18 protein-coding genes and 1 pseudogene are annotated in these 23,030 nt (G+C 42.0%); 8 read left to right on the forward strand and 11 right to left on the reverse strand.

Annotated features, from left to right (window positions below; translation table 11 throughout):
- Positions 1–185 precede the first annotated feature (185 nt).
- Positions 186–1,088, reverse strand: coding sequence for an alpha/beta fold hydrolase (locus tag NPUN_RS31145; RefSeq protein WP_012412362.1), 903 nt, complete (start codon positions 1,086–1,088; stop codon positions 186–188).
- A gap of 303 nt (positions 1,089–1,391) precedes the next feature.
- Between NPUN_RS31145 and NPUN_RS31150 the strand changes: the two genes are divergently transcribed.
- The 6 genes and pseudogenes from NPUN_RS31150 to NPUN_RS31180 all read left to right on the forward strand — a co-directional run bounded on the left by NPUN_RS31150 (position 1,392) and on the right by NPUN_RS31180 (position 7,840).
- A complete protein-coding gene (locus tag NPUN_RS31150; RefSeq protein ID WP_234710955.1) occupies positions 1,392–2,288 on the forward strand; it encodes a transposase in 897 nt (298 codons plus the stop codon).
- Positions 2,289–2,543: 255 nt separating this feature from the next.
- A complete protein-coding gene (locus tag NPUN_RS31160) occupies positions 2,544–3,098 on the forward strand; it encodes a thioredoxin family protein (protein WP_012412363.1) in 555 nt (184 codons plus the stop codon).
- A gap of 71 nt (positions 3,099–3,169) precedes the next feature.
- A complete protein-coding gene (gene pyrH / locus NPUN_RS31165) occupies positions 3,170–3,898 on the forward strand; it encodes a UMP kinase (protein WP_012412364.1) in 729 nt (242 codons plus the stop codon).
- Positions 3,885–4,433 (forward strand): ribosome recycling factor, encoded by a 549-nt coding sequence (gene frr / locus NPUN_RS31170; protein ID WP_012412365.1) that lies wholly within the window; start codon positions 3,885–3,887, stop codon positions 4,431–4,433. The genes pyrH and frr overlap by 14 nt, the downstream gene beginning before the upstream one ends.
- A gap of 185 nt (positions 4,434–4,618) precedes the next feature.
- Positions 4,619–5,739: pseudogene (locus NPUN_RS31175) on the forward strand (geranylgeranyl reductase family protein).
- 214 nt (positions 5,740–5,953) lie between these two features.
- Entirely contained in the window at positions 5,954–7,840 is a 1,887-nt protein-coding gene (locus NPUN_RS31180; protein WP_012412366.1) for an ABC transporter ATP-binding protein, read from the forward strand.
- A 63-nt stretch (positions 7,841–7,903) separates the two neighbouring features.
- Here the strand turns inward: NPUN_RS31180 and ureG are convergent, their stop codons facing one another.
- The 3 genes from ureG to ureE all read right to left on the reverse strand — a co-directional run bounded on the left by ureG (position 7,904) and on the right by ureE (position 9,686).
- A complete protein-coding gene (gene ureG / locus NPUN_RS31185; protein WP_012412367.1) occupies positions 7,904–8,500 on the reverse strand; it encodes an urease accessory protein UreG in 597 nt (198 codons plus the stop codon).
- 72 nt (positions 8,501–8,572) lie between these two features.
- Positions 8,573–9,265 carry an urease accessory protein UreF gene (locus tag NPUN_RS31190; RefSeq protein ID WP_012412368.1) on the reverse strand — a complete coding sequence of 231 codons (693 nt, stop codon included), beginning with the start codon at positions 9,263–9,265 and terminating at the stop codon, positions 8,573–8,575.
- Complete coding sequence (ureE, locus tag NPUN_RS31195) at positions 9,240–9,686, reverse strand: urease accessory protein UreE (RefSeq protein WP_012412369.1); 447 nt, start codon at positions 9,684–9,686, stop codon at positions 9,240–9,242. The genes NPUN_RS31190 and ureE overlap by 26 nt, the downstream gene beginning before the upstream one ends.
- Before the next feature lie 257 nt (positions 9,687–9,943).
- Here ureE and NPUN_RS38415 point away from each other — a divergent pair, with 257 nt between their 5' ends.
- The gene (locus tag NPUN_RS38415; RefSeq protein ID WP_052304666.1) at positions 9,944–10,156 is read left to right on the forward strand and encodes a Uma2 family endonuclease; all 213 of its coding nucleotides are present in this window, start codon (positions 9,944–9,946) and stop codon (positions 10,154–10,156) included.
- A gap of 28 nt (positions 10,157–10,184) precedes the next feature.
- Here NPUN_RS38415 and NPUN_RS31205 read toward each other — a convergent pair whose 3' ends face one another.
- The 3 genes from NPUN_RS31205 to NPUN_RS31215 all read right to left on the reverse strand — a co-directional run bounded on the left by NPUN_RS31205 (position 10,185) and on the right by NPUN_RS31215 (position 12,485).
- Entirely contained in the window at positions 10,185–10,688 is a 504-nt protein-coding gene (locus tag NPUN_RS31205; protein ID WP_012412370.1) for a hypothetical protein, read from the reverse strand.
- A 93-nt stretch (positions 10,689–10,781) separates the two neighbouring features.
- On the reverse strand, positions 10,782–11,159 hold the full coding sequence (locus NPUN_RS31210; RefSeq protein ID WP_012412371.1) for a DUF1304 domain-containing protein: 378 nt from the start codon (positions 11,157–11,159) through the stop codon (positions 10,782–10,784).
- A gap of 141 nt (positions 11,160–11,300) precedes the next feature.
- On the reverse strand, positions 11,301–12,485 hold the full coding sequence (locus NPUN_RS31215) for a hypothetical protein (protein ID WP_012412372.1): 1,185 nt from the start codon (positions 12,483–12,485) through the stop codon (positions 11,301–11,303).
- 351 nt (positions 12,486–12,836) lie between these two features.
- On the opposite strand from NPUN_RS31215, the gene NPUN_RS31220 reads away from it, so the two are divergent.
- On the forward strand, positions 12,837–16,361 hold the full coding sequence (locus NPUN_RS31220) for a WD40 domain-containing protein (RefSeq protein ID WP_012412373.1): 3,525 nt from the start codon (positions 12,837–12,839) through the stop codon (positions 16,359–16,361).
- A 100-nt stretch (positions 16,362–16,461) separates the two neighbouring features.
- Here NPUN_RS31220 and NPUN_RS31225 read toward each other — a convergent pair whose 3' ends face one another.
- From NPUN_RS31225 to NPUN_RS31240, 4 genes are all read right to left on the reverse strand, one after another.
- A complete protein-coding gene (locus tag NPUN_RS31225) occupies positions 16,462–18,225 on the reverse strand; it encodes a sensor histidine kinase (protein ID WP_052304667.1) in 1,764 nt (587 codons plus the stop codon).
- 64 nt (positions 18,226–18,289) lie between these two features.
- Positions 18,290–20,908: a sensor histidine kinase gene (locus NPUN_RS31230; protein WP_012412375.1), complete on the reverse strand. Its 2,619-nt coding sequence runs from the start codon at positions 20,906–20,908 to the stop codon at positions 18,290–18,292.
- A 129-nt stretch (positions 20,909–21,037) separates the two neighbouring features.
- Positions 21,038–21,259, reverse strand: coding sequence for a hypothetical protein (locus NPUN_RS31235; RefSeq protein WP_041565748.1), 222 nt, complete (start codon positions 21,257–21,259; stop codon positions 21,038–21,040).
- A 292-nt stretch (positions 21,260–21,551) separates the two neighbouring features.
- Positions 21,552–22,958 (reverse strand): lysophospholipid acyltransferase family protein, encoded by a 1,407-nt coding sequence (locus NPUN_RS31240; RefSeq protein ID WP_012412376.1) that lies wholly within the window; start codon positions 22,956–22,958, stop codon positions 21,552–21,554.
- Positions 22,959–23,030 lie beyond the last annotated feature (72 nt).

Raw genomic sequence — 23,030 nt, forward strand, 5'->3', positions numbered from 1 at the left:
GTGCGTATCTCTGTATTCCGCGTTTTAGACTAAGCTTGAAAGACGAAAAAGCCCGTTAAAACGGGCTTTTATCTTATATTAATTCTCTGTAAACTTGCACTTAATAATTACTCTTTTACCGCTACCAGATGTATTCTCTACATAGTTTGTGTCTGTGGCAAGCAATAAAAGCTTTCAACTGAATCTCACACTGCCGATCGCTCCCAAATCCAATCAAGTAAAATCGGATTGACTAACTCTGGTGCTTCATCTTGGGGACAATGCCCAACTCCTTCTAAAGGAATAAACTTTTGTACCTGTGGGAAATTAGCCAATTCTCTACCTAACTTAATTGGTTCCCAGGGATCGGCCGTTCCCCACAAGATAATTGCCGGACAAGGTAGCAGCGGTAAAAGGTCTTCTGGTAGAGGCCCTGTAGAATAAGAAGTGAAGGCAAGGAAAACAGCTACAGCCCCCGGATCGCTTGCTGGTGAAGTGAGAATATCCACCAACTCATCTGTTACCATCTCAGGATTCGCATAAGCTTTTAGTAAAATCTTCCGTACTGTTTTCGGTTTGGCAAGTTGATTGAAAAAGAAATCACCAACTGGTTTGATAGAAAGCAAGCGTTGCAGTAAGGGCGCTCCGACACGACGAGTCCAAGGTAAAGTTACCCGTTTGCGATCGTGCAACAGCCGTAAAGAACAGTTGAGCAATGCAACTCCCAAGGCAATATCTGGGTTGCTAACAGCTGCTTGCATAGCTACAATACAGCCAATAGAATTTCCAACTAAAAAAGCAGGTTCGCCGACAACTTCACGGCAAAAATCTGCTATTTGTTGTCCCCATGTTTCTAGAGTGTAGGTAATTTTTTCACCAGGTTTAGGTTTTGCGGAACCGCCAAAACCAATCAAATCAATAGCATAAACTCGGCAATTTTGTGCTAACACGGGAATATTTTTCCGCCAATGCCACCAAGAAGCGCCAAATCCATGCACGAGGACAACAGCAGGTCCAGTGGTTCCTTGGGTTTGATAGCAGATAGGGAAATCTTGCCAAATCCAGGTTTCTGTAGAGGTAAATGCTGTTTTTGAACTTGAGGTTGTCATGGGAAATTTTAGGAATACAAGAGTAAAAGCCCGTCAGCAGCAAGGCGTAAGTAAAATTCTTTTGAATTTGAATAAAATTTATCAGATTTTCAAATAAAATCCTTTGGTCTAGTGATAACTTAGACATACACTAGAAAAGCTTCTAGGTTGATAGTTTTATCCAGGTAAAGAGTTTTCATCTTGTTGATAGAGGTAATTTCCTCACAACTTAGATTATGTCAGCATTAGGAATCATCGCTTCTATAATATGAGTAATAGACTTGTCGGGAAATAAGAGAGAATAGACAGCAGTGGTAGGGAAGAATGATGCTGAATATTGAAGGTGCGCTGAAGCAAGACCGACTGTTGAGGGCATTAACTGGGTTGAACCGGAAAGCATTTGATGCCCTTTTGCCCACGTTTACCACGATGTACCTAGATACTCAACAGGCCAAGCCTCGTCAACGTGGCCTGGGTGGAGGACGCAAAGCCCGCTTACTTACAGCCCAAGACAAATTGTTTTTCATCCTTTTCTATTTCAAATGTTATCCGACCTTCGATGTGGCGGGACTGCTCTTTGATATGCATCGCTCCCAGGCACATGAGTGGATGCATCGATTGCAGCCAATATTAGAAGCGGCTTTGGGACAGAAGATGGCGCTGCCGGAACGCCATCTCGAAAGCATTGAAGCATTTTTGTCACGCTTTCCAGGAGTGCAACGAGTGATGATTGATGGGACAGAACGCCCAATTGCGCGACCTCAAGAAAGAGAACAACAACAACAGAATTACTCCGGTAAAAAGAAACGTCATACGCGTAAACACTTGGCGGCAGTTGATGAAACCAAACGGGTCTTGATCTTAAGCAAAGCACGAGAAGGCAAACTGCATGACAAACGTTTTCATGACGAAGATGACATTGCAGGTAGTGTGCCTGATGAAATTCCGATTGAAGTAGACTCGGGCTTTCAGGGATTACAGAAGCAGTATGACAATCTCCATCTTCCTCACAAAAAGCCCAAAGGGGGCAAGTTAAGTGACCTTCAAAAAACGGAGAATCGTCAATTGAGTCAATCCCGTGTAGTTTGCGAAAATGCCTTTGCTGGTGTGAAGCGCTACAACGCCGCCAGTGTCATTTATCGTAATCGGATTGAAAACTTTGATGACCATTTGATGCTGACCGCAGCAGGATTATGGAACTTCTACTTGATGGCTGCTTAAGAGAATCCCAATTACAAGACCAGCATTGCCTCACTTATCTTTTATTTCCCGACAACTCTAATATTTTTGCCATTTTTTTAGATGTGAGTGAATTAGCATCAGTGCTAGATTCAGTAGATTCACAATTTACGATCGCTATTTTGATCTATAACATTGTCAGAATATGAGGCATCGGCTAAGGGGTGGTTTGCAACTGGAAACTGACGCTGAATTTAACAACATTTTTCTTGTTCCTAGTTCTGCGAGCCAGACAATATGAATATACTAGAAACAATCGATACTCCCATCGGGAGCTATGCACCCGATTTTGAACTGCCAGGAATTGACGGTCAAGTACACCATCTCAGGCGTTATCTTGAGAAGTTCCGAGCAGTGGGCGTTATTTCTATGTGTAACCACTGTCCTTATGTAGAGTGGTATATAGACAGGTTAAAAAAGATTCAAGCCAAATTTGCCCCCAAAGGCTTCACACTAATTGGGATGAATGGTAGTGATGGTAATCATGAAACTAGGACAAGCTTTGAAAATATGAAAGCTTTTGCCGAGCGTCACAATTTGAACTTTCCTTACCTGTGGGACTCGACGCAAGATGTAACCCAAAGTTTTGGTGCTACGAAAACACCAATGGCCTTTTTAATAGATGCCAATGGTATAGTCCGCTACAAAGGCAAAATTGACAATCATCCCCAAGATGCATCAGCAGTGGGAGAAGAATATTTAAGAACTGCGATCGCCTCTCTATTTCTTGGCCAACCAATAGATGTACCACAAACAGAACCAGTAGGTACTACATTGATTTGGCGTAACTAGACATAGATAGTCCCTGTAACTGCTATCTTAAATTGGAGGCAATTGCAACTTTTTTGATAAAGCGTAACTTCATGGGAACGAATTACCGACGGGTTTTACTCAAACTGAGCGGTGAAGCCTTAATGGGCAACATGGGCTATGGCATTGATCCAGAAGTGGTCAAAGGAATAGCTCAAGAGGTAGCAGAGGTGATAGCCACTGGCGTTCAAATGGCCATCGTTGTTGGCGGCGGCAATATTTTTCGTGGCGTGAAAGCAGCGTCGGCGGGGATGGACAGGGCAACCGCTGACTACATAGGGATGATTGCCACGGTAATGAACGCCATGACGTTGCAAGATTCGCTAGAACACATAGGGGTACAGACGCGGGTGCAAACTGCGATCGCTATGCAAGAATTAGCAGAACCATATATCCGTCGTCGTGCCATCCGTCATCTTGAAAAAGGGCGGGTGGTAATTTTTGGGGCTGGTTCTGGAAATCCCTTCTTTACTACAGATACTACTGCGGCACTTAGAGCAGCAGAAATTGATGCGGAAGTGATTTTTAAAGCCACCAAAGTAGACGGGGTGTATGATGCTGACCCTGAGATTTATCCTAACGCCAAGCGTTACAATAGCCTTACCTACGCGCACGTTCTAGCCAAAGATCTGCGGGTGATGGATAGTACTGCGATCGCCTTGTGTAAAGAAAATAATATCCCAATTCTGGTATTTGACCTAACGGTGCGAGGTAACATCCACCGAGCAGTCTTGGGAGAATCCATCGGTACCCTTGTGGGAGGTTCTTGTGATATTAGCTGACGCGAAAAGCAAAATGCAAAGTTCTGTTGAGTCAACTCAACGAGCTTTTAACACGATCCGCACTGGTCGCGCCAATGCGAGTCTATTAGATAAGGTATTAGTGGACTATTACGGTTCACCTACACCCTTAAAATCACTGGCAAATATTAGCACGCCAGATGCCTCGACAATTCTAATTCAACCTTACGAACGCAACACCCTAAACATTATTGAGAAGGCGATTTCTCTTTCAGATGTTGGTTTAACCCCCAGCAACGATGGTTCTGTAATTCGGCTGAATATTCCGCCTTTGACAAGCGATCGCCGAAAAGAATTCGTCAAAATGGCTACTAAGTACGCTGAAGAGGGTCGTGTTGCTATTCGTAACATCCGCCGCGATGCCATAGACTCGATTCGCAAGCAGGAGAAAGCCTCTGAAATCTCCAAAGATGAATCAAAAGACCAACAAGACAACTTGCAAAAACTCACAAACGAGTATACAAGCAGAATAGACGCACTATTGGCAGAAAAAGAAAAAGACATTACGACTGTTTAAAGTCTAAAGTTTGAAGCATAAAGGCTGAAGGATGATGGTAAAATTCTTCAGCCTTTATCATTGTTTAGGTATCTCACAAAAATTAAACAAGTAAGTAGACGTAAATAATTAAAGTAGGGGCAATTAATGGATTGTGCCCCTACTCAAGAGAAAATCAACTAATTCAGGAGCCAAAATTCAGCCTTATGTACGACTGCATCATCGTCGGCGCTGGGCCAGCTGGTGGGACAGCTGCATATCATTTAGCCAAACAGGGTCGCTCAGTATTAGTCTTAGAAAAAGAATCCCTACCAAGATATAAACCTTGTGGTGGTGGTGTATCTCCAGCGATCGCTCAATGGTTTGACTTTGATTTTAGCCCAGCAATTTCTGTAAAAGCTGACTCCTTTCGCTTTACCTGAAATTAGGCGACCCAGTGGAAGCAAAAATAGCCACAGAAGAACCAGTCTGGATGGTGCGACGAGATATTTTTGACCATTTCCTAGTGCAGCAAGCGCAGAAGCAAGGGGCTGAAGTACGAGATAATACTGAAGTAACGGGTATTGAATTTAAAGCTGACCATTGGCAAGTTAACACAGCCAATGGGCCAATTACAGGTCGCTACTTAATCGCGGCTGATGGTGCTAAAGGGCTAATGGCAAAATGGCTAGGCTTCAAAGAACGTAAACGCCGTTTAGCAGCAGCTTTGGAAGCAGAGGTTTCCACCACTGTAAAAGACAAATCCACAATTCACATTGAGTTGGGCTTGGTGAAAAATGGCTACATTTGGAACTTCCCGAAAGCGGATGGTTATTCCATTGGTGTCGGTACGTTTGGCGGTGGCGAACCCCAGGATTTTAAGAAGATTTTAGATGAATACGCGCGATCGTTTAATCTAGATATCACAACCAGCAAGAAGTATGGTTATCCTCTTTGCTTGTGGGATGGAAAGCAAAAGTTGCATACCCAAAATGCTGTTTTGGCTGGCGAAGCTGCTTGTGTAGTTTATCCTATGACAGCAGAAGGCATTCGTCCTTCAATTTTTAGTGGCTTGATTGCAGCAGGAGCCATTAATGAGGCCCTTTCTGGTGACATCAATGCTTTAGAAAAATATAGTGAAGCTATTAATGAAGAATGGGGGACTGAGATGGCTTGGGCACAAAAACTAGCTGGAGCATTCTATCGCTTTCCTGGTATTGGCTACAAAGTTGGTGTTAAGCATCCCTCTGCTGCCAAAATCATGGGTCAGATTATGTGTGGAGAACTGCGCTATAGCGATGTTACCGATCGTGCCCTCAAGCGTTTAATTCCTGGCTTTGGAGGTTAGCCAATAGTCGTAGGTGGGTTCCTTGATGCTCTCACCTTTTTGACGAAACGTGAATTCAACGAACCTTTTTCTGTCTTGAACTTTAGTTATAGTCTATCCCTCTCCGACTTGGAGAGGGACAGGTTTTGCTTAATAAAACCAATTTACTCACATATACATCAAAACTCTTGTTAAAATCCAAATAATTTTAAGTTAATATTTTTACCCAACTCCTATGAGAGAAACTGTCCTAGAGGTTCGCAATCTCCAAGTTGAATTTCCCGGTGATGGCAACACTGTCAGAGCTTTGGATGGTATTTCCTTTGAGCTGCATCGAGGTGAAACTCTAGGAATAGTAGGAGAATCGGGGAGTGGTAAATCAGTGACAGCCCTAGCTGCAATGGGTTTGTTGCAAACTCCCGGTATAGTTACTGGCGGTGAAATTTGGTTTCGTCCGCAGGAAAATGCCAACCCCATCGATTTAGTAAAACTGCCTCCTGAGCAAATGCAGTTACACCGGGGTGGCGACATCGCCATGATTTTTCAAGAACCGATGAGTTCGCTTAATCCGGTTTATAACATCGGGTTTCAGCTAACAGAAGCGATTATGCGGCATCAAAATGTCTCAGTAGCCCAAGCACGGCAAATTGCGATCGCAGGTCTACAAGAGGTTAAACTTCTACCTAGCGATGAGGAGATCCAGCAGCAGTATATTGAAACTTGGCATCAAACCAACGCCAATTTATCTAAACCAGATGGGCCAAAGTTGGCACAGTTGGTTAAAGAACACAAAGAAGCCATGCTAGAACGCTACCCTCATGAACTTTCTGGGGGTCAGTTGCAACGGGTAATGATTGCAATGGCAATTTCTTGCAACCCATTAATTTTAATTGCCGATGAACCAACCACAGCTTTAGATGTGACGGTGCAAGCGACTATTTTGGACTTGTTGCGAGAATTGCAGCAAAGCCGTGACATGGCAATGATTTTCATCACCCACGATTTGGGGCTAATTTCAGAAATTGCTGACCAAGTAGCAGTGATGTATAAAGGTAAAGTTGTTGAATCTGGTACTTCTGAGCAAATTTTCAGCACTCCCCAGCATCCATATACTAAAGGTTTGATAGCTTGTCGCCCTACACTTAACCGCCGTCCTCAAAAATTACTTACCGTTTCTGACTATATGAGTGCAGAAGAGACAGCAACGGGACAGGTAGTAATTCAGCCAAAAGAACCCGCACAACCCACAGAAGTGACCACCGAAGAGATTGCTGCAAGATTGGCAAACTTCAATAAAAAGGAACCCCTGCTGCAAATCCGCAACCTGAAAGTTGGTTTTCCAGTGCGTGGGGTATTTGGTGGGACAAAACGCTACAATATGGCAGTTAATGGCGTTTCCTTTGATGTCAAGCCAGGAGAAACACTAGGTTTGGTGGGAGAATCTGGTTGCGGTAAAACCACCCTTGGCAGAACTTTGCTGCGATTAATTGAACCGATGAGTGGTCAGATTATCTTTGAGAAACAAGATATTACTAGCCTCAAAGGAGAACCGTTGCAAAAACTGCGGCGGGAAATGCAAATAGTCTTCCAAAACCCTTTTAGTTCGCTCGATCCACGGATGAAGGTTGGGAATGCGGTGATGGAACCGTTGTTAATTCACGCCGTTGGTAAGACAAAGCAACAACGACGGCAACGGGTAGCTGAACTCCTAGAACGGGTGGGGTTGAGTGCAGATGCGATGAACCGCTATCCTCATCAGTTTTCTGGTGGTCAACGTCAACGGATTTGCATAGCCCGTTCTTTGGCATTGAATCCTAAGTTTATCATCTGTGATGAATCAGTTTCTGCGTTGGATGTTTCAGTACAGGCGCAGGTATTAAATCTTCTCAAAGAATTACAGTCAGATTTTCAGCTTACTTATATCTTTATTTCTCACGATTTAAGTGTGGTGAAATTTATGAGCGATCGCATTTTAGTCATGAATCGTGGTCAAATTGTTGAAGAAGGCACAGCCGAAAGCATTTATCTAGAACCCAAAGAGGAATACACACAAAAATTAATTGCTGCAATTCCTACTGGTAGTGCTGAACGGGTTCGAAGTCGTCATCTACGGGCTTTGTAGTTAAAATTGTAGGGGCAATTCATGAATTGCCCCTACCTGAACATAGGGCTTCCCATTTTGTTTTCAACAGATATTAGTGCAAACAAATTTAATTACATCTGCAAGTCCAGACTGAGTTTTTAAATTAGTAAAAATAAAAGGTTTATCGCCGCGCATTTTTTTAGCATCTCGTTCCATCACACTTAAATCTGCACCAACATAAGGTGCTAAATCAGTTTTATTAATCACCAACAAATCAGACTTGGTAATGCCCGGTCCACCCTTGCGAGGAATTTTATCCCCAGCTGCAACATCAATGACATAAATTGTTAAATCCACCAATTCGGGACTAAAGGTAGCAGCTAAATTATCACCACCACTTTCCAAAAATACCAAATCTAAATCGATAAAACGTTCTTCTAACTGTTCAATTGCCGCCAAATTCATCGAAGCATCTTCGCGAATGGCAGTATGGGGACAACCACCAGTCTCTACACCCAAAATGCGATCGCTTGCCAATGCCTGAGAACGCACTAAAAACTGAGCATCCTCCTGAGTATAAATATCATTCGTCACCACCGCAATCTGATACTGCTCACGCAACCCCTTACACAAAGCATCTACCAAAGCCGTTTTTCCCGAACCCACTGGCCCAGCAACCCCCACTCGAAATGCATTCATTTTTATTTGTCCTTTGTCATTTGTCATTTGTCCTTGGTACATGGTTATCGAGACTTAGTTTTTGACCAATGACTAACTCCTAAACAACCTTGTATACTGTGTTTCATGCTGCATACTCGCTAGCGACAAACCCCAACTACAACAAGCGAGTTCATCATCCTCTAAGGCTAGAATTTCTAACGCCGCAACGCTAAATAATGGTTGTAAATCTAGCAATAACTGCTGTCCTGCTGTTTGTCCAAGGGGGATAAGTTTCACGCCCGCAGTAATCAAATTACTTGCCCAACTATGCAGATATCCGAGTAATGCGGCTTGGATACTGATTTGCCAATGGGCAACGGCAATGCCAAAAGCGATCGCATAATTGCAAGGATTACCTACAGCATTGGCAATAGGTATAATCTGCGGTTCTAGTTTACCAAGTAATTGGATGAGCGATCGCCCCATCTGCCAACTAGAGGCACGTAATTCTTCTGTTTCTCTAGCAGCCGATAACCACAGATTCCAACGGCATACCGACTCTACATCACCTATTTTTACAGCTTGCTGCGATCGTACCATCACCGCCGCCTCTAACCGAATTGCCCCATAGAGTAACTCTGCTTTTAACCAATCTTTGAGATGTGTGTGGTTAGCGATCGTACCATTTTCTACCAACATTTCTAAGCCTTCAGAATAACTATATGCTCCCACAGGTAAAGCGGGGCTAGCCAACTGTAAAATACTCAAAAGATGATTATCAGTGAGCATGATGGTGTTGTCCATAAGCTCCTAATTCTGGCTGAAACGGTAAAATTTCTTCTTTAACTTCTAACCCCAGTTGTTCCAACATCGCACGTAAAACTGAATCTGAGGAGAAGCGTAAATAAGTTGGGGTAATTTCTACAGGTACATGACGATTTCCTAGATGATATGCTGCCCGTAATAATAAAAGTGGTGTTTGGGCAAAAGCAGTTACTACTAGTTCTGGTTTGGCAATAATTCTAATTAAACTGTTATGGGTTTCTTCTAGCAGAATATCGCCATCGTGTAAAACAGTTCCTCTGGGTAAATGTAAAAACACAACCTTACCATCTTCCGTTTCAAAGCGATGACGACTGCGAGTGCGTTCTTCTGCTGTTAGCGCCAGAGTAAAAGTGACTGTGGCATCGCCATTAGGTGGTTTAAGTTGGGTAAATGTCAGCATATAGAGTTTTGCCTGAACTTTTGCTTTTCATTATGGTTCTAATTTAAACCCCATAGTTGCCTTGCCCGAAGAAAAGATAAAATTAAACAGACAAAGGCAACGAGTCAAACAGGGACAATCATGAACCAAGCCGTTGAGGGAGTACGCTGAACAATTCACGATTTAGAGCTTCTACCCGAAAATGAGTGGACACGCTATGAAATTATTAATGGAGAGCTCTTTGTGACTCGCACTCCTCACCGCCGTCATCAACAAGTTTGTGTCAAAGCAAAGAAGCAAAACTGAAACTTTATTCAGTTCAAGGCGTGCGTGAGTATTGGATTCTCGATCGCTTTACTAAACAAGTTGAAGTTTATCGGCGGGAAAAAGTACAGTTTGTTTTAGTTGCTACTTTGTTAGGCGATGATGAAATCACATCGCCACTTTTACCGAAATTTTGTTGTTCTATCAGTTTATTTTTTCCTGAATAATAGCAAATTCGATAATATTTATGGAAACCTAACCGCTAGATACAGATGCCAATATTGATTCCAAAATTGATGATATTGAACCTGAAAGTTTACAGAAAAAGTTGATAGCTGCAACGACAAATGCAAAAAATACAATAATCATAGCAGCGATTCTTGCTGCATATAAAAGAGGAAACTGAAAGGTCAGAAGCAATAATCCTACTGATAAAAGCAGATTGGATAAGTGAAATAACACAAGTGCAGATTTAAAAACTTTCTGTTTGACCTTCTCATCTTTATAACTAATCGAGTTAGCGAAAATACCGGATGAGTAGATGTAAAGTCCTGCTGATAAAAGAACCAAAGCAACAATCCAGTCTTTGCCACTATTACTTGCAATTGTACCAGGAGTTAATGCTAGTACTACAAGCGTTATGCTGAAGCCACCCAAGACACCTGAAACCGACGAGAATGCGCCAGCAGTTGGAGATGTGTCGTTTTCACGAGCAAGAAGTTGCAATATTGCTTCATTTAGTGAGGATGATGGTTCCATTTTGAAGTTTCTATCTATTTTCTTGATTGAGGAAGTTAAAATAATTATTTAAACTCATACCATACACAAAATAGTTATATTAGTAATAAAATTTTAAAAATGAGGATACCACAGCAAGAATAAAGCCAATATTGCAGGTATTGATTGGATTAAAAATGCTGTTGGGCGTTTCAAAGTAATGCTACCAAAAATACCTGCGATCGCTACACAAATTAAAAAGAAAATCCAAATCCAAGAAGGCTCAACTTGTGGAAACTGTGAGATAAATAATCCCCAGATTAAGCCAGCAGCAATAAATCCATTATATAAGCCTTGGTTTTGAGCAAGTATTGCAGAGATTTGCTCCGGAGTGAAATCTCCGACTATTCTTTTTTGAACAAAGTCTGTATTCCAGAAAAACATCTGTACGATTAGAAAAAGTACATGAATCAAGGCAATAAATCCAATGAGAACTTTGAGAATCATTTCCATATCAATCTGATTCCTATAGCTAAATTTTTAATGAAAACGAGTGCTGTAGTAGTTTATCAAGAAAGAATGAGGGCGATTATCTTTTTTTTGATAAATTTGGTAAAGTGCGATCGCCTCACTGCACCCTCATCCTTAGTCAAGTTATGAATTAATTGGTGTTGCAATGATAGCAAAGCCTAAACGTGGTGACTTTATTTCAGGAAGACAATCACCGTTAACTACACATTTTTGAATCACGTTAGGGGTGTTTACCACTTTTACGGAAACTTTATAACCGCCAAGATTTAATGCGCTATTTCCTGTCATCATCGATATTATCTGATCAACACCTAAATTGATTGCAGTTTGAGAAGCAAAAGCACTCATAAAGGTAAGTTCTATTGTTAATCTTTCTGCAATTTGGCGAGTAAGCTCTGCGCCGTATGCTCCCCCAGAAATAACAGCCGCAATTCCATTAGCTCCTTGGTTTTCTACGGATGCCCAATTAACAAAGGATTCTGAAGAAAAGTATACTATTGAACCTGCATGACTAGCAATTATTTCGTTTTTAACGTCATTGTAAGTATCACGATTAGCATCCTTAAATAGAGGTGGTGTAAGATTTATACTAGTTATTAAACTACCCAAGGTAGGCATTTCTCCATTGAGGATTTTGGTAATTGCACTTGCATCTAGCTTGATATTACCTGTCCAACCTTGACCACAGTTAAAGACAGGTTTTTGTTCAAGAGTTGATAAATTGAAAGTGTAATTATACTTACAGGTAGCTGAAGCAGTAGTAGATACAACCTTTTCTGGTGTGATTGTTCTTATTTCCATTACTGTATAAGGTACTTTCTCTTTTCGGTAATTAGTAAAATTCTCTGGCACTTTTACACAAACACCCAATTTACATTTTTTGTGCCATCTGACATCAGGATAAGGAATATCTACCCAGCGCCATTTATCAACAGGAACTTTTGTTTTTACCGCCGGAATTGTTTCTTTCCAAGTGTGTTTAGCCTGAACCTTTGCAATCAGAGCAACTGTATTGCCTGTTACATTGTATTCAAGCTTTTCAATATTACTTTCACCTTGATTACCTATCTTTACTACATTTATGGCAGATGAAATACTATTTGCTTTTGATTGCCATTGACTAGCGATTGAATCCAATTTAGGAATACAATTCACCATTTTTTTGTCAAGAGGCTGAAGTAAGTTGATCGTTTCAGGTTTGGCGTTCATTGGGTCTTTTGCACAAGCTTCAAGATTATATGCTTTTGCTGGCTGGGATAATCCTAATATGGTAAAAATGGTTAATGCAGAAATTAGTTGAGATTTCATTGTTATATCCTCAAAATATTTAAATAATAAGTTCACAATGCTAGCTAGGTGATTAATTATCTAGCTACCGCTATTGCTCTGTCACAAGTTGCCAAAATTCATTTAATTAAAACGAATAGAAAGTTACTGATGTTTTTCAATCGCAGTATTTCTATCAACTTTTTCCTATTTAATTGAGGAAGATGAATTATTGAACTTCTTGTATTTCCTAATTAAAATCCAAGCCCGATCGCCCTGTCGGTGAGAAAAGTTGACTAGTTAGTGTAAACAATTGTAAACTTTGCCATAATCTTCCCAGCAACAACAGACAAGTTAAATAATACTTAAACGATGCGTGGATCTTATTGAGCGATGACGGCAGAAGAGGCACTCAAAATAGTCAATGCTCTTTTACACTCTACCTTTGGGCAAAGGCTCAATGATGTTAAATCTGTGGTCTTTCTGGAAACTTGGAAAGGACAAACCTATGAGGTTATTGCGGAGAAACTAGGTTATCAAAACGACTATATTAAACAGGTCGGTTCGCAATTGTGGCGATCGCTCTCCCAAGCCACTGGTGAAGATGTCACTAAAAAAAATATCCAAGCTGTTCTGCATCGCTATCAGCAATCCCAAAGCACTACACAAGATTGGGGAGAAGCCATAGATGTTTCTCGATTTTACGGTCGTCAAGCAGAATTACAAACTTTAGCAACATGGATTGGGAATGAACATTGTCGTTTCGTCGGGATTTTTGGACTCGGTGGAATTGGCAAAACTACTCTCTCAGTGAAACTTGCAGGGCAAATTCAGTCTCAGTTTGAATATGTGATTTGGCGTAGTTTACGGCAAGCATTGCCACTAAATACTTTATTGGCCGAGATTTTGCCGATTTTGATGGGTTCAGAGGCAACAATCAATAGTTCAATTAGTATTTTGATGCAACAGTTGCGGCAGAAGCGTTGTTTATTGGTTTTTGATAATGTCGAGTCAATTTTACAAAGTGGAAACCGGGGTGGACAGTACCAACAAGGGTTTGAAGGATACCAACAGCTATTTGAGCGGATCTGCGATGAACTGCACCAAAGTTGTTTGATTGTCACCGGACGGGAAAAACCGGGCGGAATTGCGGTGCGGTCAGGAAAAAAGTTACCTGTGCGATCGCTCTCTCTATCAGGACTCTCAGCAATAGATGGTCAGCAAATACTGATGGACAAAGGGCTAGATACAACACCTCAGCATCAAACCTTGGTTAATTACTTTGGTGGTAATCCACTCGCCCTCAAAATTGCCGCCACCGCTATTCAAGATATATTTTGTGGTGACACACAAGCATTTTTGGCACAAGGTAATACACTTTTTAGCGATTTGTGGGACTTATTAAGGCAACAATTCGAGCGTTTATCGCCTCTGCAACAGCAGATTATGTACTGGCTAGCGATTAACCGAGAAGGAGTAACACCAACGAAGTTACAAACAGAAATATTGCCGCAAGTACCTTGGCGAGAACTCTTAGAAGCTTTGGAGTCACTCAAGGGACGCTCACTTGTAGAAACAGCAGCGACAGGGTTAACGCAACAACCCGTAATTATGGAATATGTTACAGAACAATTTATCCAGACTATTGAGCGGGAGATGATTAGAGGCGAACTCAACTTATTCAAAAACCACGCCTTAATTGAAGCTCAAACTCAAGACTACGTGCGCGAAGCCCAAATTCAATTTATTCTGCATCCATTAGTCGAGCGGCTTTTCACCCACTTCGACACACAAGCCCAACTTGAGGAGCAACTTTGCAAAATTTTAGCCCAATTGCGACACCAAACAGTAGTGCAAACAGGCTATGCAGGGGGCAATCTGCTGAATCTATTCTCTTACTTGCAAACCGACCTGAGTAGCTTTGACTTTTCTCATTTGGCTATTCGCCAAGCTTACTTAGCCAACACCACATTACATAACACTAATTTTACTAATGTCAAAATTAGAGAAACTGTCTTTGCTGAAACCTTTGGTGGTGTACTCAGTGTTGCTTTTAGTTCAGATGGACAGTATTTAGCTACTAGCGACACCAAAGGCGACATTCAAATTTGGGATGTTAGCACAGTTAAACAACTAGTGCGTTGTCGAGGACATCAACATTGGGCGTGGAGTGTAGCTTTTAGTCCAGATGGACGGTATCTGGCCAGCGCTAGTGATGATTATCTAGTAAAGTTATGGGATGTAGAAACTGGGCAATGTCTGCACACATATCAAGGACATACTTACTCAGTTAACGCCGTTGCATTTAGTCCTAAAGGTAATATCGTTGCAAGTTGTGGTCAAGATTTAAGTATTCGTTTGTGGGAGGTTGCACCAGAAAAGCTTAACCCAGAAGTTCAGACTTTAGTTGGTCATGAAGGTCGAGTCTGGGCGATCGCTTTTCACCCTAATGGTAAAATTCTCGCCAGTTGTAGCGAAGATTATACAATTCGCTTGTGGGATGTTGCTACCGGAAATTGCTTTTGTGTTTGGCAAGGACACGATCGCTGGTTACGCTCAATAACATTTAGTCCAGATGGTAAGTTACTCGCCAGTGGCAGCTATGACAACACTATCAAACTCTGGGATGTTAAAAGCCAAAAATGTCTGCAAACTCTACGCGGACATCGACAGACAGTAACTGCGATCGCATTTAGTCCCAACGGTCAGCAGTTAGCTAGCAGCAGTTTTGACCGCACAGTTAAATTATGGGATGTCAGCGGAAATTGCCTAAAAACCTTTCTTGGTCATAGCAGCCGCCTTTGGTCGGTTGCTTATCATCCCAACGAGCAACAATTGGTCAGTGGTGGTGATGACCACGCCACTAAACTATGGAATCTTCAAATAGGACGCTGCACGAAAACACTCAAAGGACATACCAATAGCGTATTATCCCTGGCTCCAAGTCCAGACAGCAACTATCTGGCAAGTGGACACGAAGACCAAACAATTAAGCTCTGGGATATTAAAAACGGTACTCTAGTCCAAACATTACGGGAACATACTAACCGCGTGTGGTCAGTGGCATTTCAACCCGCTAGCCAGCATCCTTTACTTGCCAGTGGCAGTGCAGACTACAGTATCAAATTATGGGACTGGAAGTTAGGAACTTGTCTACAAACCTTACACGGTCATACTAGTTGGGTTTGGACAGTCGTTTTTAGTCCAGATGGCAGACAATTAGCCAGTAGCAGCTATGACCAAACCGTGAAACTTTGGGATATTAACACAGGTGAATGTCTGAAAACCTTCAAAGGACATAATAGTCCAGTTGTGTCAGTCGCCTTTAGTCCAGATGGTCAACTGCTTGCAAGTAGTGAATTTGATGGGATGATTAAGTTGTGGAACATTGACACTGGAGAATGCCGCCAAACTTTAACAGGACACACTAACAGCGTGTGGTCAGTTACCTTTAGCCCTAACGGTCAGTGGTTATTAAGTACAAGTTTTGACCGAACTTTGAAACTGTGGTTAGTTTCCACAGGGAAATGTCTCCAAACTTTTGTAGGACATCAAGACCCCGTTATGGTGGCGCAGTTTAGTCCAGATGCTCAGTTTATTGTTAGCGGTAGTGTAGATCGCAATCTGAAACTTTGGCATATTTCTACAGGAGAATGTTATCAAACTTTGGTGGGTCACTCAGAGCTTGTTTATAGTCTAGTGGTAGCTTCTATCTCCCTTGGAGACGCAACTTCTGCCAGATTGACTGCTTTCAGTGGTAGCTTAGACGAAACCATCAAAGTCTGGGATTTGCAAACTGGTAAATATGAGCAAACTTGGAGAGCGCCTCGCCCTTATGAAGGGATGAAGCTGGAAGAAATTCAAGGGTTAACAGAAGCTCAATTGGCAACTTTGCAAGCATTAGGCGCTGCTTCCTAATAATCTATCAAATATATGAAACACTTCTTAAACATCTCTTTTCTCTCTTACTCTGTTACCTCTGCGCCTCCGTGGTTCGTTCCTTTTCCTTTCAAACTTCTCAGCTAATAGGTAATGTAAACCAGAAGGTTGCCCCTGCATCCAATACACTGTTCACCCCAATTTCGCCGCCGTGAGCATTGATGATTTGCTTACATAAATATAAGCCCAATCCCAAACTTACAGAATTGCGGATATTTGCACCCCGAAAGTAAAGGTCAAAAAGCCGATCGCTTTGTTGTTGACTAATGCCTACACCCTTATCACTAACAGTACAATAAATCATCTCACCTTCACGGGTAGCGTTAATTGTCAATAGCAATCCAGGAGGATTGTGTTTGAGAGCATTGACAATTAAGTTAGAAAAAACTCGCCATAGTTGGGTGGGATCTGCATTCACTAATGGCAAATCTGCGGATACCAGGTTTGTCAGCTTGGCTTGATTTTGCTCTAGCAATGGTTCCAAATCGGCGATCGCAGCTTCGACAACTGTCAGTAATTGTACAGGCTGACGTTGCACAACAACACCTTGCACTTCACTGACATGAGCTTCCATCAACGAATTAATTAAGTTCAGTTGGCGATCGCTACTTTGAATCATCCGCTCTAAAATTGAGCGGGAAATCGAAATATTTTCCTCTGGACGTGCGAGCAAATTTTTCAGCACCATTAAAGTACCCAGTACTGGGTTACGTAAGTCGTGGGAAACTGCATGGAAAAATACTCGTAGTTCTTCTTCGGTTTGTTTGCGCTGGGTAATGTCTTCAATCAAACCTTCGTAGTAAAGCAGTTTTCCCTGTTCGTCACGCACTGCGTAGGCTTTTTCTGAAATCCAGACAATACTCCCGTCTCGGCGATAAATTTGAGACTCAAACTCGGAAACGCTGCCATACTTTTCCATCAGACGCACAAATTCGGCGCGGCGGTTTGGATCGACGTACAATTGTTGAATAACAGTAGAATTTGCTGTCACTTCCTCCGCTAAGGAGTAGCCATAAATGCGTGCTAAAGCCGGATTTGCTGTAATGTAATGTCCATCGGGACTGCTTTGAAAAATCCCTTCAACGGCGTTTTCAAAAATACTACGATATTTAGTTTCTGCAACCTTGAGTTTTTGGTAGGCAGATTCCAGTTCTTGACGAGCGTAAAATTCAGAGCGTTGCAGGCGATCGTATAGATAAACACCAATGTCACATATAGCACAGAACCAAAAAATGTATAAAAGAAATGTCACACTATATATTTCTGGGTGTTCGGGGACTGGTGTCTTTAGCCCAAGCACCGTATTTACACCAAAATAGTAAACTAGCACACCCACTTGAGACAGCAAGTGAACAATCCAGCAGACTGGCATTAATATAGCTTGGCTCAAGAAGAGCAGTGACCAACCGATAGCATCGGGTAGTGCGAAACCTCTCAGGGTGGCAAATAACTGTGATGCGAGACTAATTGCCCAAGAAGACCCCAAAAATAATAAATCTGGACGATTACGACCTAATTTAGTTTTATGCAAGGCAAAGCAGATCAGTATACTCAGGAGCATTGCAATATTGATTACAAGGCGTTGAGTTCGAAGTATTTCTGGCAGACTTTCCAACTCTTTTAAAGAGAAGAAAAAGCCGTGAATGTCTCGCAAAGTAAAAGACAACAAACAAATCAGCGCCAGCCATAACCATAAACGCAATCTCTGCCACAAAAAACGGTTACGCCAAGCTCTGTAAAGAGTAGTGGTTTCATCTGTTGTGGGTGCAGAAAAGGTTTTTCTCCACCAGCTTTGCACTGTTGTAAATGGAGTAGCTATTAGCATCCAAGCAACTTTGCCCATACTGTCGAGGGTGTTTCCTTTACTCAACATTGCTATAAATAACACCCTCTCATTTTTTGGTGATTTATGGGCGATTTGTTGCGAATGAAGTTGCTAGAGGTAATGTAAACCAGAAAGTTAACCCGCGCTTGCGGTTACTAATAACACCGATTTTGCCGCCATGTGCTTTAATAACTTTCCGACAAAGATACATTTTTAAACCAATGCTGGTGGAACAACAATCTTGAGGATCGCGGACATGGAGATCGAAAAGGCGATCGCACTCTAGTTTACTCATTACTACACCATCATCTTGAATCTGAGTGCGAATCATTCCCCCCTCAATGCTGGCACTAAGAATAAAATTTAATCCTGGTGGATTATTTTGCAAGCTATGCGTGATTAAAGTTACCAAAACTTTCTGCAACAGAGTCCCATCTGCCATTACTAACGGTAAATCTGTGGGAACCAAGTTTTTCAGAGTCGCTTGATTTTGTGTCAACATCTGTTCCAAGTGGGTGACTGTTCCTCCCAGCACGGTACTAAGTTGCACAGGTTCATGTTTGATGTCAATACCCTGTTGTTCGCAGGAATTAATTTCTAGCAATGAGTTAATCATCGCTAGTTGGCGATCGTTGCCTTGAATCATTCGCTCTATTATTGAGCGAGATACTGGGATTGGAGATTGGGGATTGGGGATTGGGGATTGGGAAGAGACTTTTTCAATAATTCCCCCTTGTCCTTGATTCTCAGCCCCTAGTCCCCAGTCCCCAGTCCCCACTTTTTGATTTAACAAATTCTTTAACACCATTAAGTTACCCATCACCGAAGTTCGTAAATCGTGGGCAACTGTATGCAAAACAACATCTTTTATCCGATCCAGTTTTTCAAATTCTTGCATTTTCTGCTGCAACTGTGCTGTTCGTTCTTCGACTTGTTGTTCTAAATTAGTGTTAAGTTCTGCAAGTTTTTGGTATATCTGGCTTTGCTGAATGGCGATCGCTACTTGTTCTGACATCTGTTGTAGCAAATCAACTTCTATTGGCTGCCAATGACGCGAACCTGAGCATTGATTGGCAATTAACGCACCAAATAATTCATTACCTAGCATCAGTGGTACTGCCAAGCTAGCCTTTGTTTGGAATTTTTGATAGTGTGCTTTAACTTTGGGAGATACTGCTATTTGTGTAATGTCTTCAACAACACGCACAAGATTATCTTTTAGTAAGTTTCTCAATTCTTGTAAATAAGCTTCATCATTAGTAGACCAACCTAAGACTGATGGATACTTGGGATCTACTGATTCGGCAAGGGTTCTGACTCCTAACTTGGCATTATTTAAACCAATAAAAACTCTATCTGCTTGCAGAAATTGTCTAACTTCCGTTACGGTGGTTTGCAGAATTTCCTCTAAATTAAGGGAAGACCGAATTCGCACTAGAGTTTCTGCCAACAAGCGATCGCGTTGTGCTGATAGGCGAAATTGCGCTTCTACTTGCTTGCGTTCTGTAATGTCGTGATGGACTGCTAGGATCGAAGAGATATTATCTAAATCAATGATTTCGGCTGAAAGCACCGTTGTAATTATCTTGCCAGACTTTTGCCGAAATTCAAATTCCAAGTTGCGAACAACTCCTGTGCTTTGCAACTGATGTAATAAATTTAGGCGATCGCGATCGTCTACCCAAAAATTTAATTCAAAAGAAGTTTTACCAATCACCTCATCTCGCTCATAACCTGAGAGTTCGACAAAACTGTCGTTAACTTCGATAAACCGCCCTTCTTGCAGCGTACTAATGGTAATGGAATCAGGACTGCAACTAAAAGCTTTAGCAAATTTTTGAGCAAGATTTTGTAAGGTTACTTCTGCTTGTTTGCGTTCTGTAATATCTCGGACAATTGCTAGTACTTCATCTTCACCACTCACTACCAACCGCGCCTCATAATCTCTGACTCCCAAAGGCGTTGCTAGTTGATATTCGCAAGTTTGCAAAGTTCCAGAATCTAAAGTTTTAGCGATCGCTTCCAGGCTAATTGCTGCAACATCACTAGGCAATAATTCTTGTACGCGTTTCCCAACTATTTCTTCTCTCGAAAGAGTGATATTTGCTCCCTCACTTTTCAAATCTAGATACTCAGCATCGCGGCTAATGCGAAACATCAAGTCGGGAATAGCATCCAAAATTGCTTTATAACGAGCCTCGCTCTCTTGCAATTTTTCTTGGGCTTGTTTTCGGTCTGTAATATCCATGACTAAGCCATTCCACAGAAAATCGCCTGCTTCTTGTAGTTCGGGTTGCGAAGTACCTTGAATCCACTTCAGTTTGCCACTAGGCGTAATGATGCGACCTTCCCAATGCCAAGGTTTAAAAGTGGTACTACAAACAGTAATAGATTCTGTAAAAGCTTTTATATCCTGTGGATGAATCAGTTTGTATAGCACCTGAAAGTCTGCCTGCACAGCTTCTGGTTTTAATTCATACAAATATTCACAACCAGAACTAACATAAGGGATAAACACAGAGCCATCCTGCCGTTGCAGAATTTGGAAAATCATCCCTGGTAAATTGGCAGCAATTGTTTCCAACAGAGTCATATTCTCTGGTTGGAAATCTATTTGATGCGGTGATTTGACAATTTCATCCACTCTTTGACCCTTTGATATATAAGCAATTGGCATAATATTCAAGGCAATCATAGCCATTATGAGACTTTTTTGGCTGTTGGCGTTATCACTAACAGCATAAAAAGTTCCTCTACTTTCAGAGTAGTTCTGGATGCAGCGATCGCATTCACCCAATCGGGTGAACCAGTTATCCAAGAACTAATCACTTCACAATTGCTGTACATGAATAGCGCGGCGTTTAACCCGTGCTGAGTGAAGTTGAGGTAAAGGTTTAAGGACTAGATTGAATTTCTTAATTGAGTTGCTCATGTTCCAATACTTTTCGGGTTTTGGGGAAAAGGGTTTGAATTTCCCTTTCCCCAAAGCCCAGTAACCTTTTCCCAGACCAAAAGAGAGATTATTGGGTTTAACCGAAAAGTATTGGCTCATGTTCAGGAGGAATTTCAATCCTCTTCTGAATACTAAGCTAACCATCAATCAAGTTGCATCATTGTTTCTTTGCGTAAGGTGTCTTTCTATTAGGACTTACGCAAACAATAGCCAAAATTCTGATTATCAGGTAGGGGAAATACCCTGCGGGTGACGCTCCTTCGTCGCTACCGCTGTGCTAACGCTGAAAGCGTTCTCGTAAGAGTAGCCGCTTTGCGTCACATTAATTGCCCCTACCGCGCAGGTCTATTTCCCTCTAAAAAATGATTATTGAAATCTGCTGAATTTACGTCTAACTAATCATCTTCTCTAAAGCAATTTGCAAATCTTTTGTCAAATCGCTTACACCTTGTCTAGCTGCATAGCGATCGCCCTGAGAATTGCGGAAGCGTTCAGTAACTGAAATTGGCTCTCCCACAGTGATATGTGCCTGGCGCAAACCTAAGCGAGGTCGCCCTGGAAGTGTTGTATCTTGAATTCGAGAAAGCATATCGAATACAAGTAGCGCTGTTTCTGCAAACCGTTCTGCTGTCGGTTTTTCTTGAATATAAGTAGCTGTGACTGCAACAAAACTTTCCACTATCCGCATGTGTCTCATCCGCAAGTCTGCTTCTTCAGCAATCCAGTCAGCCAAACCGCGTTTAAAGGGTGGTAAAGCATTGATATCTGGCAAATCTTTCCGGTAAATGTAATTCCAACCAGCCTCTTCCAAGCGGCGACAACGGTCAATAAAATTACCCTGTGCCTGAACTCCAAAATATTGCTCAGTAACTTGTAAAGCCTTATCCAGCAAGCGATGAAGTCTGGCAATTAATACTTGATTTGGGCTAGCAGATTCATCAGTTGAGCTGGTTTTCGGGATGTCTTGATGATAGAAGCGACGATAAAATTCTTCCATCTCAGTAATGAGATATTCAGCTAACCTACAGAGGCGTTGATAGTAAATCTCTTCTTGAGTGCCCCGATCAATTTCCTTAACTGCCAAGCCGCTATCAGCTTCCAACTTACTCAATAGCCAATCCAGTTTAGACCAAGGTGGCTCGACGTAGCGATACTGAATAGCGATCGGCACAATAATCACAGTTTCAGTGCGATTGGCTTTTTGTAAATCTTCTACACACCAGAACCCCATTTGAGCAACGCCTGGTTCCAGTGGGCTAACAATACCACTATGACCATTAGTACCGCCTTCTGGTGCTACTGCGATCGGTAGTTCGCCATTAGTAAATAACTCCCGTGCTGTTTGGATTGCTTGCCGATCTAGTCGCCTACCGCGATGAACCGGCACACCTCCCACCCGTGAAAATAACCAACCTAGCCAATTTCCAGCCCAAACCGTCATACCCCGATCGTAGAGAAAATAACTGTGAACAAGGGATTGCAGTGAAATACCTTCCTGACGGGCAACTCGTGGCACAATACGGGAAAGCAAATACAGCATACACAGAGGATCTTCCACCTCTGGGTGACGGAATGCTAACAAAAAGCGAATTTTCCCAGCCTGGAATTGTTGATAAAGTTCAGCTAATACCTCAACATTCTTGGCTTCAATACCGACAATCCCAGCCGTTAGCCAAGGGCGAGTGCGAAACCGTAGTGCGATCGGCAGTAACCACCGAACAATCTGGAGTACCAACGGGTTAAACCGTTGAGTAATAAATTTCAGTGGTGGTTGAGTAGACTGAATCGATCTAGGCAAGTCGCTCTCCAGATTTTGTTTCTAGCGGTTGTACAACGTACTGAGTGAAAAGATTCATAAGTACCACTTTTT

Source organism: Nostoc punctiforme PCC 73102 (assembly GCF_000020025.1).
Classification (GTDB): domain Bacteria; phylum Cyanobacteriota; class Cyanobacteriia; order Cyanobacteriales; family Nostocaceae; genus Nostoc; species Nostoc punctiforme.

What these genes read in the sequence shown, in the direction of transcription:
- NPUN_RS31150 (WP_234710955.1), top strand. Translation starts at nt 1,392, where the DNA reads ATGATGCTGAATATTGAAGGTGCGCTGAAGCAAGACCGACTGTTGAGG.
- NPUN_RS31235 (WP_041565748.1), bottom strand. Translation starts at nt 21,259, where the DNA reads ATGAGCCAATACTTTTCGGTTAAACCCAATAATCTCTCTTTTGGTCTG.
- NPUN_RS31220 (WP_012412373.1), top strand. Translation starts at nt 12,837, where the DNA reads ATGACGGCAGAAGAGGCACTCAAAATAGTCAATGCTCTTTTACACTCT.
- NPUN_RS31225 (WP_052304667.1), bottom strand. Translation starts at nt 18,225, where the DNA reads ATGGGCAAAGTTGCTTGGATGCTAATAGCTACTCCATTTACAACAGTG.
- ureG (WP_012412367.1), bottom strand. Translation starts at nt 8,500, where the DNA reads ATGAATGCATTTCGAGTGGGGGTTGCTGGGCCAGTGGGTTCGGGAAAA.
- pyrH (WP_012412364.1), top strand. Translation starts at nt 3,170, where the DNA reads ATGGGAACGAATTACCGACGGGTTTTACTCAAACTGAGCGGTGAAGCC.
- NPUN_RS31145 (WP_012412362.1), bottom strand. Translation starts at nt 1,088, where the DNA reads ATGACAACCTCAAGTTCAAAAACAGCATTTACCTCTACAGAAACCTGG.
- ureE (WP_012412369.1), bottom strand. Translation starts at nt 9,686, where the DNA reads ATGCTGACATTTACCCAACTTAAACCACCTAATGGCGATGCCACAGTC.
- NPUN_RS31160 (WP_012412363.1), top strand. Translation starts at nt 2,544, where the DNA reads ATGAATATACTAGAAACAATCGATACTCCCATCGGGAGCTATGCACCC.
- NPUN_RS31190 (WP_012412368.1), bottom strand. Translation starts at nt 9,265, where the DNA reads ATGGACAACACCATCATGCTCACTGATAATCATCTTTTGAGTATTTTA.
- NPUN_RS31210 (WP_012412371.1), bottom strand. Translation starts at nt 11,159, where the DNA reads ATGGAAATGATTCTCAAAGTTCTCATTGGATTTATTGCCTTGATTCAT.
- NPUN_RS31180 (WP_012412366.1), top strand. Translation starts at nt 5,954, where the DNA reads ATGAGAGAAACTGTCCTAGAGGTTCGCAATCTCCAAGTTGAATTTCCC.
- NPUN_RS31205 (WP_012412370.1), bottom strand. Translation starts at nt 10,688, where the DNA reads ATGGAACCATCATCCTCACTAAATGAAGCAATATTGCAACTTCTTGCT.
- NPUN_RS31215 (WP_012412372.1), bottom strand. Translation starts at nt 12,485, where the DNA reads ATGAAATCTCAACTAATTTCTGCATTAACCATTTTTACCATATTAGGA.
- NPUN_RS31230 (WP_012412375.1), bottom strand. Translation starts at nt 20,908, where the DNA reads ATGGCTATGATTGCCTTGAATATTATGCCAATTGCTTATATATCAAAG.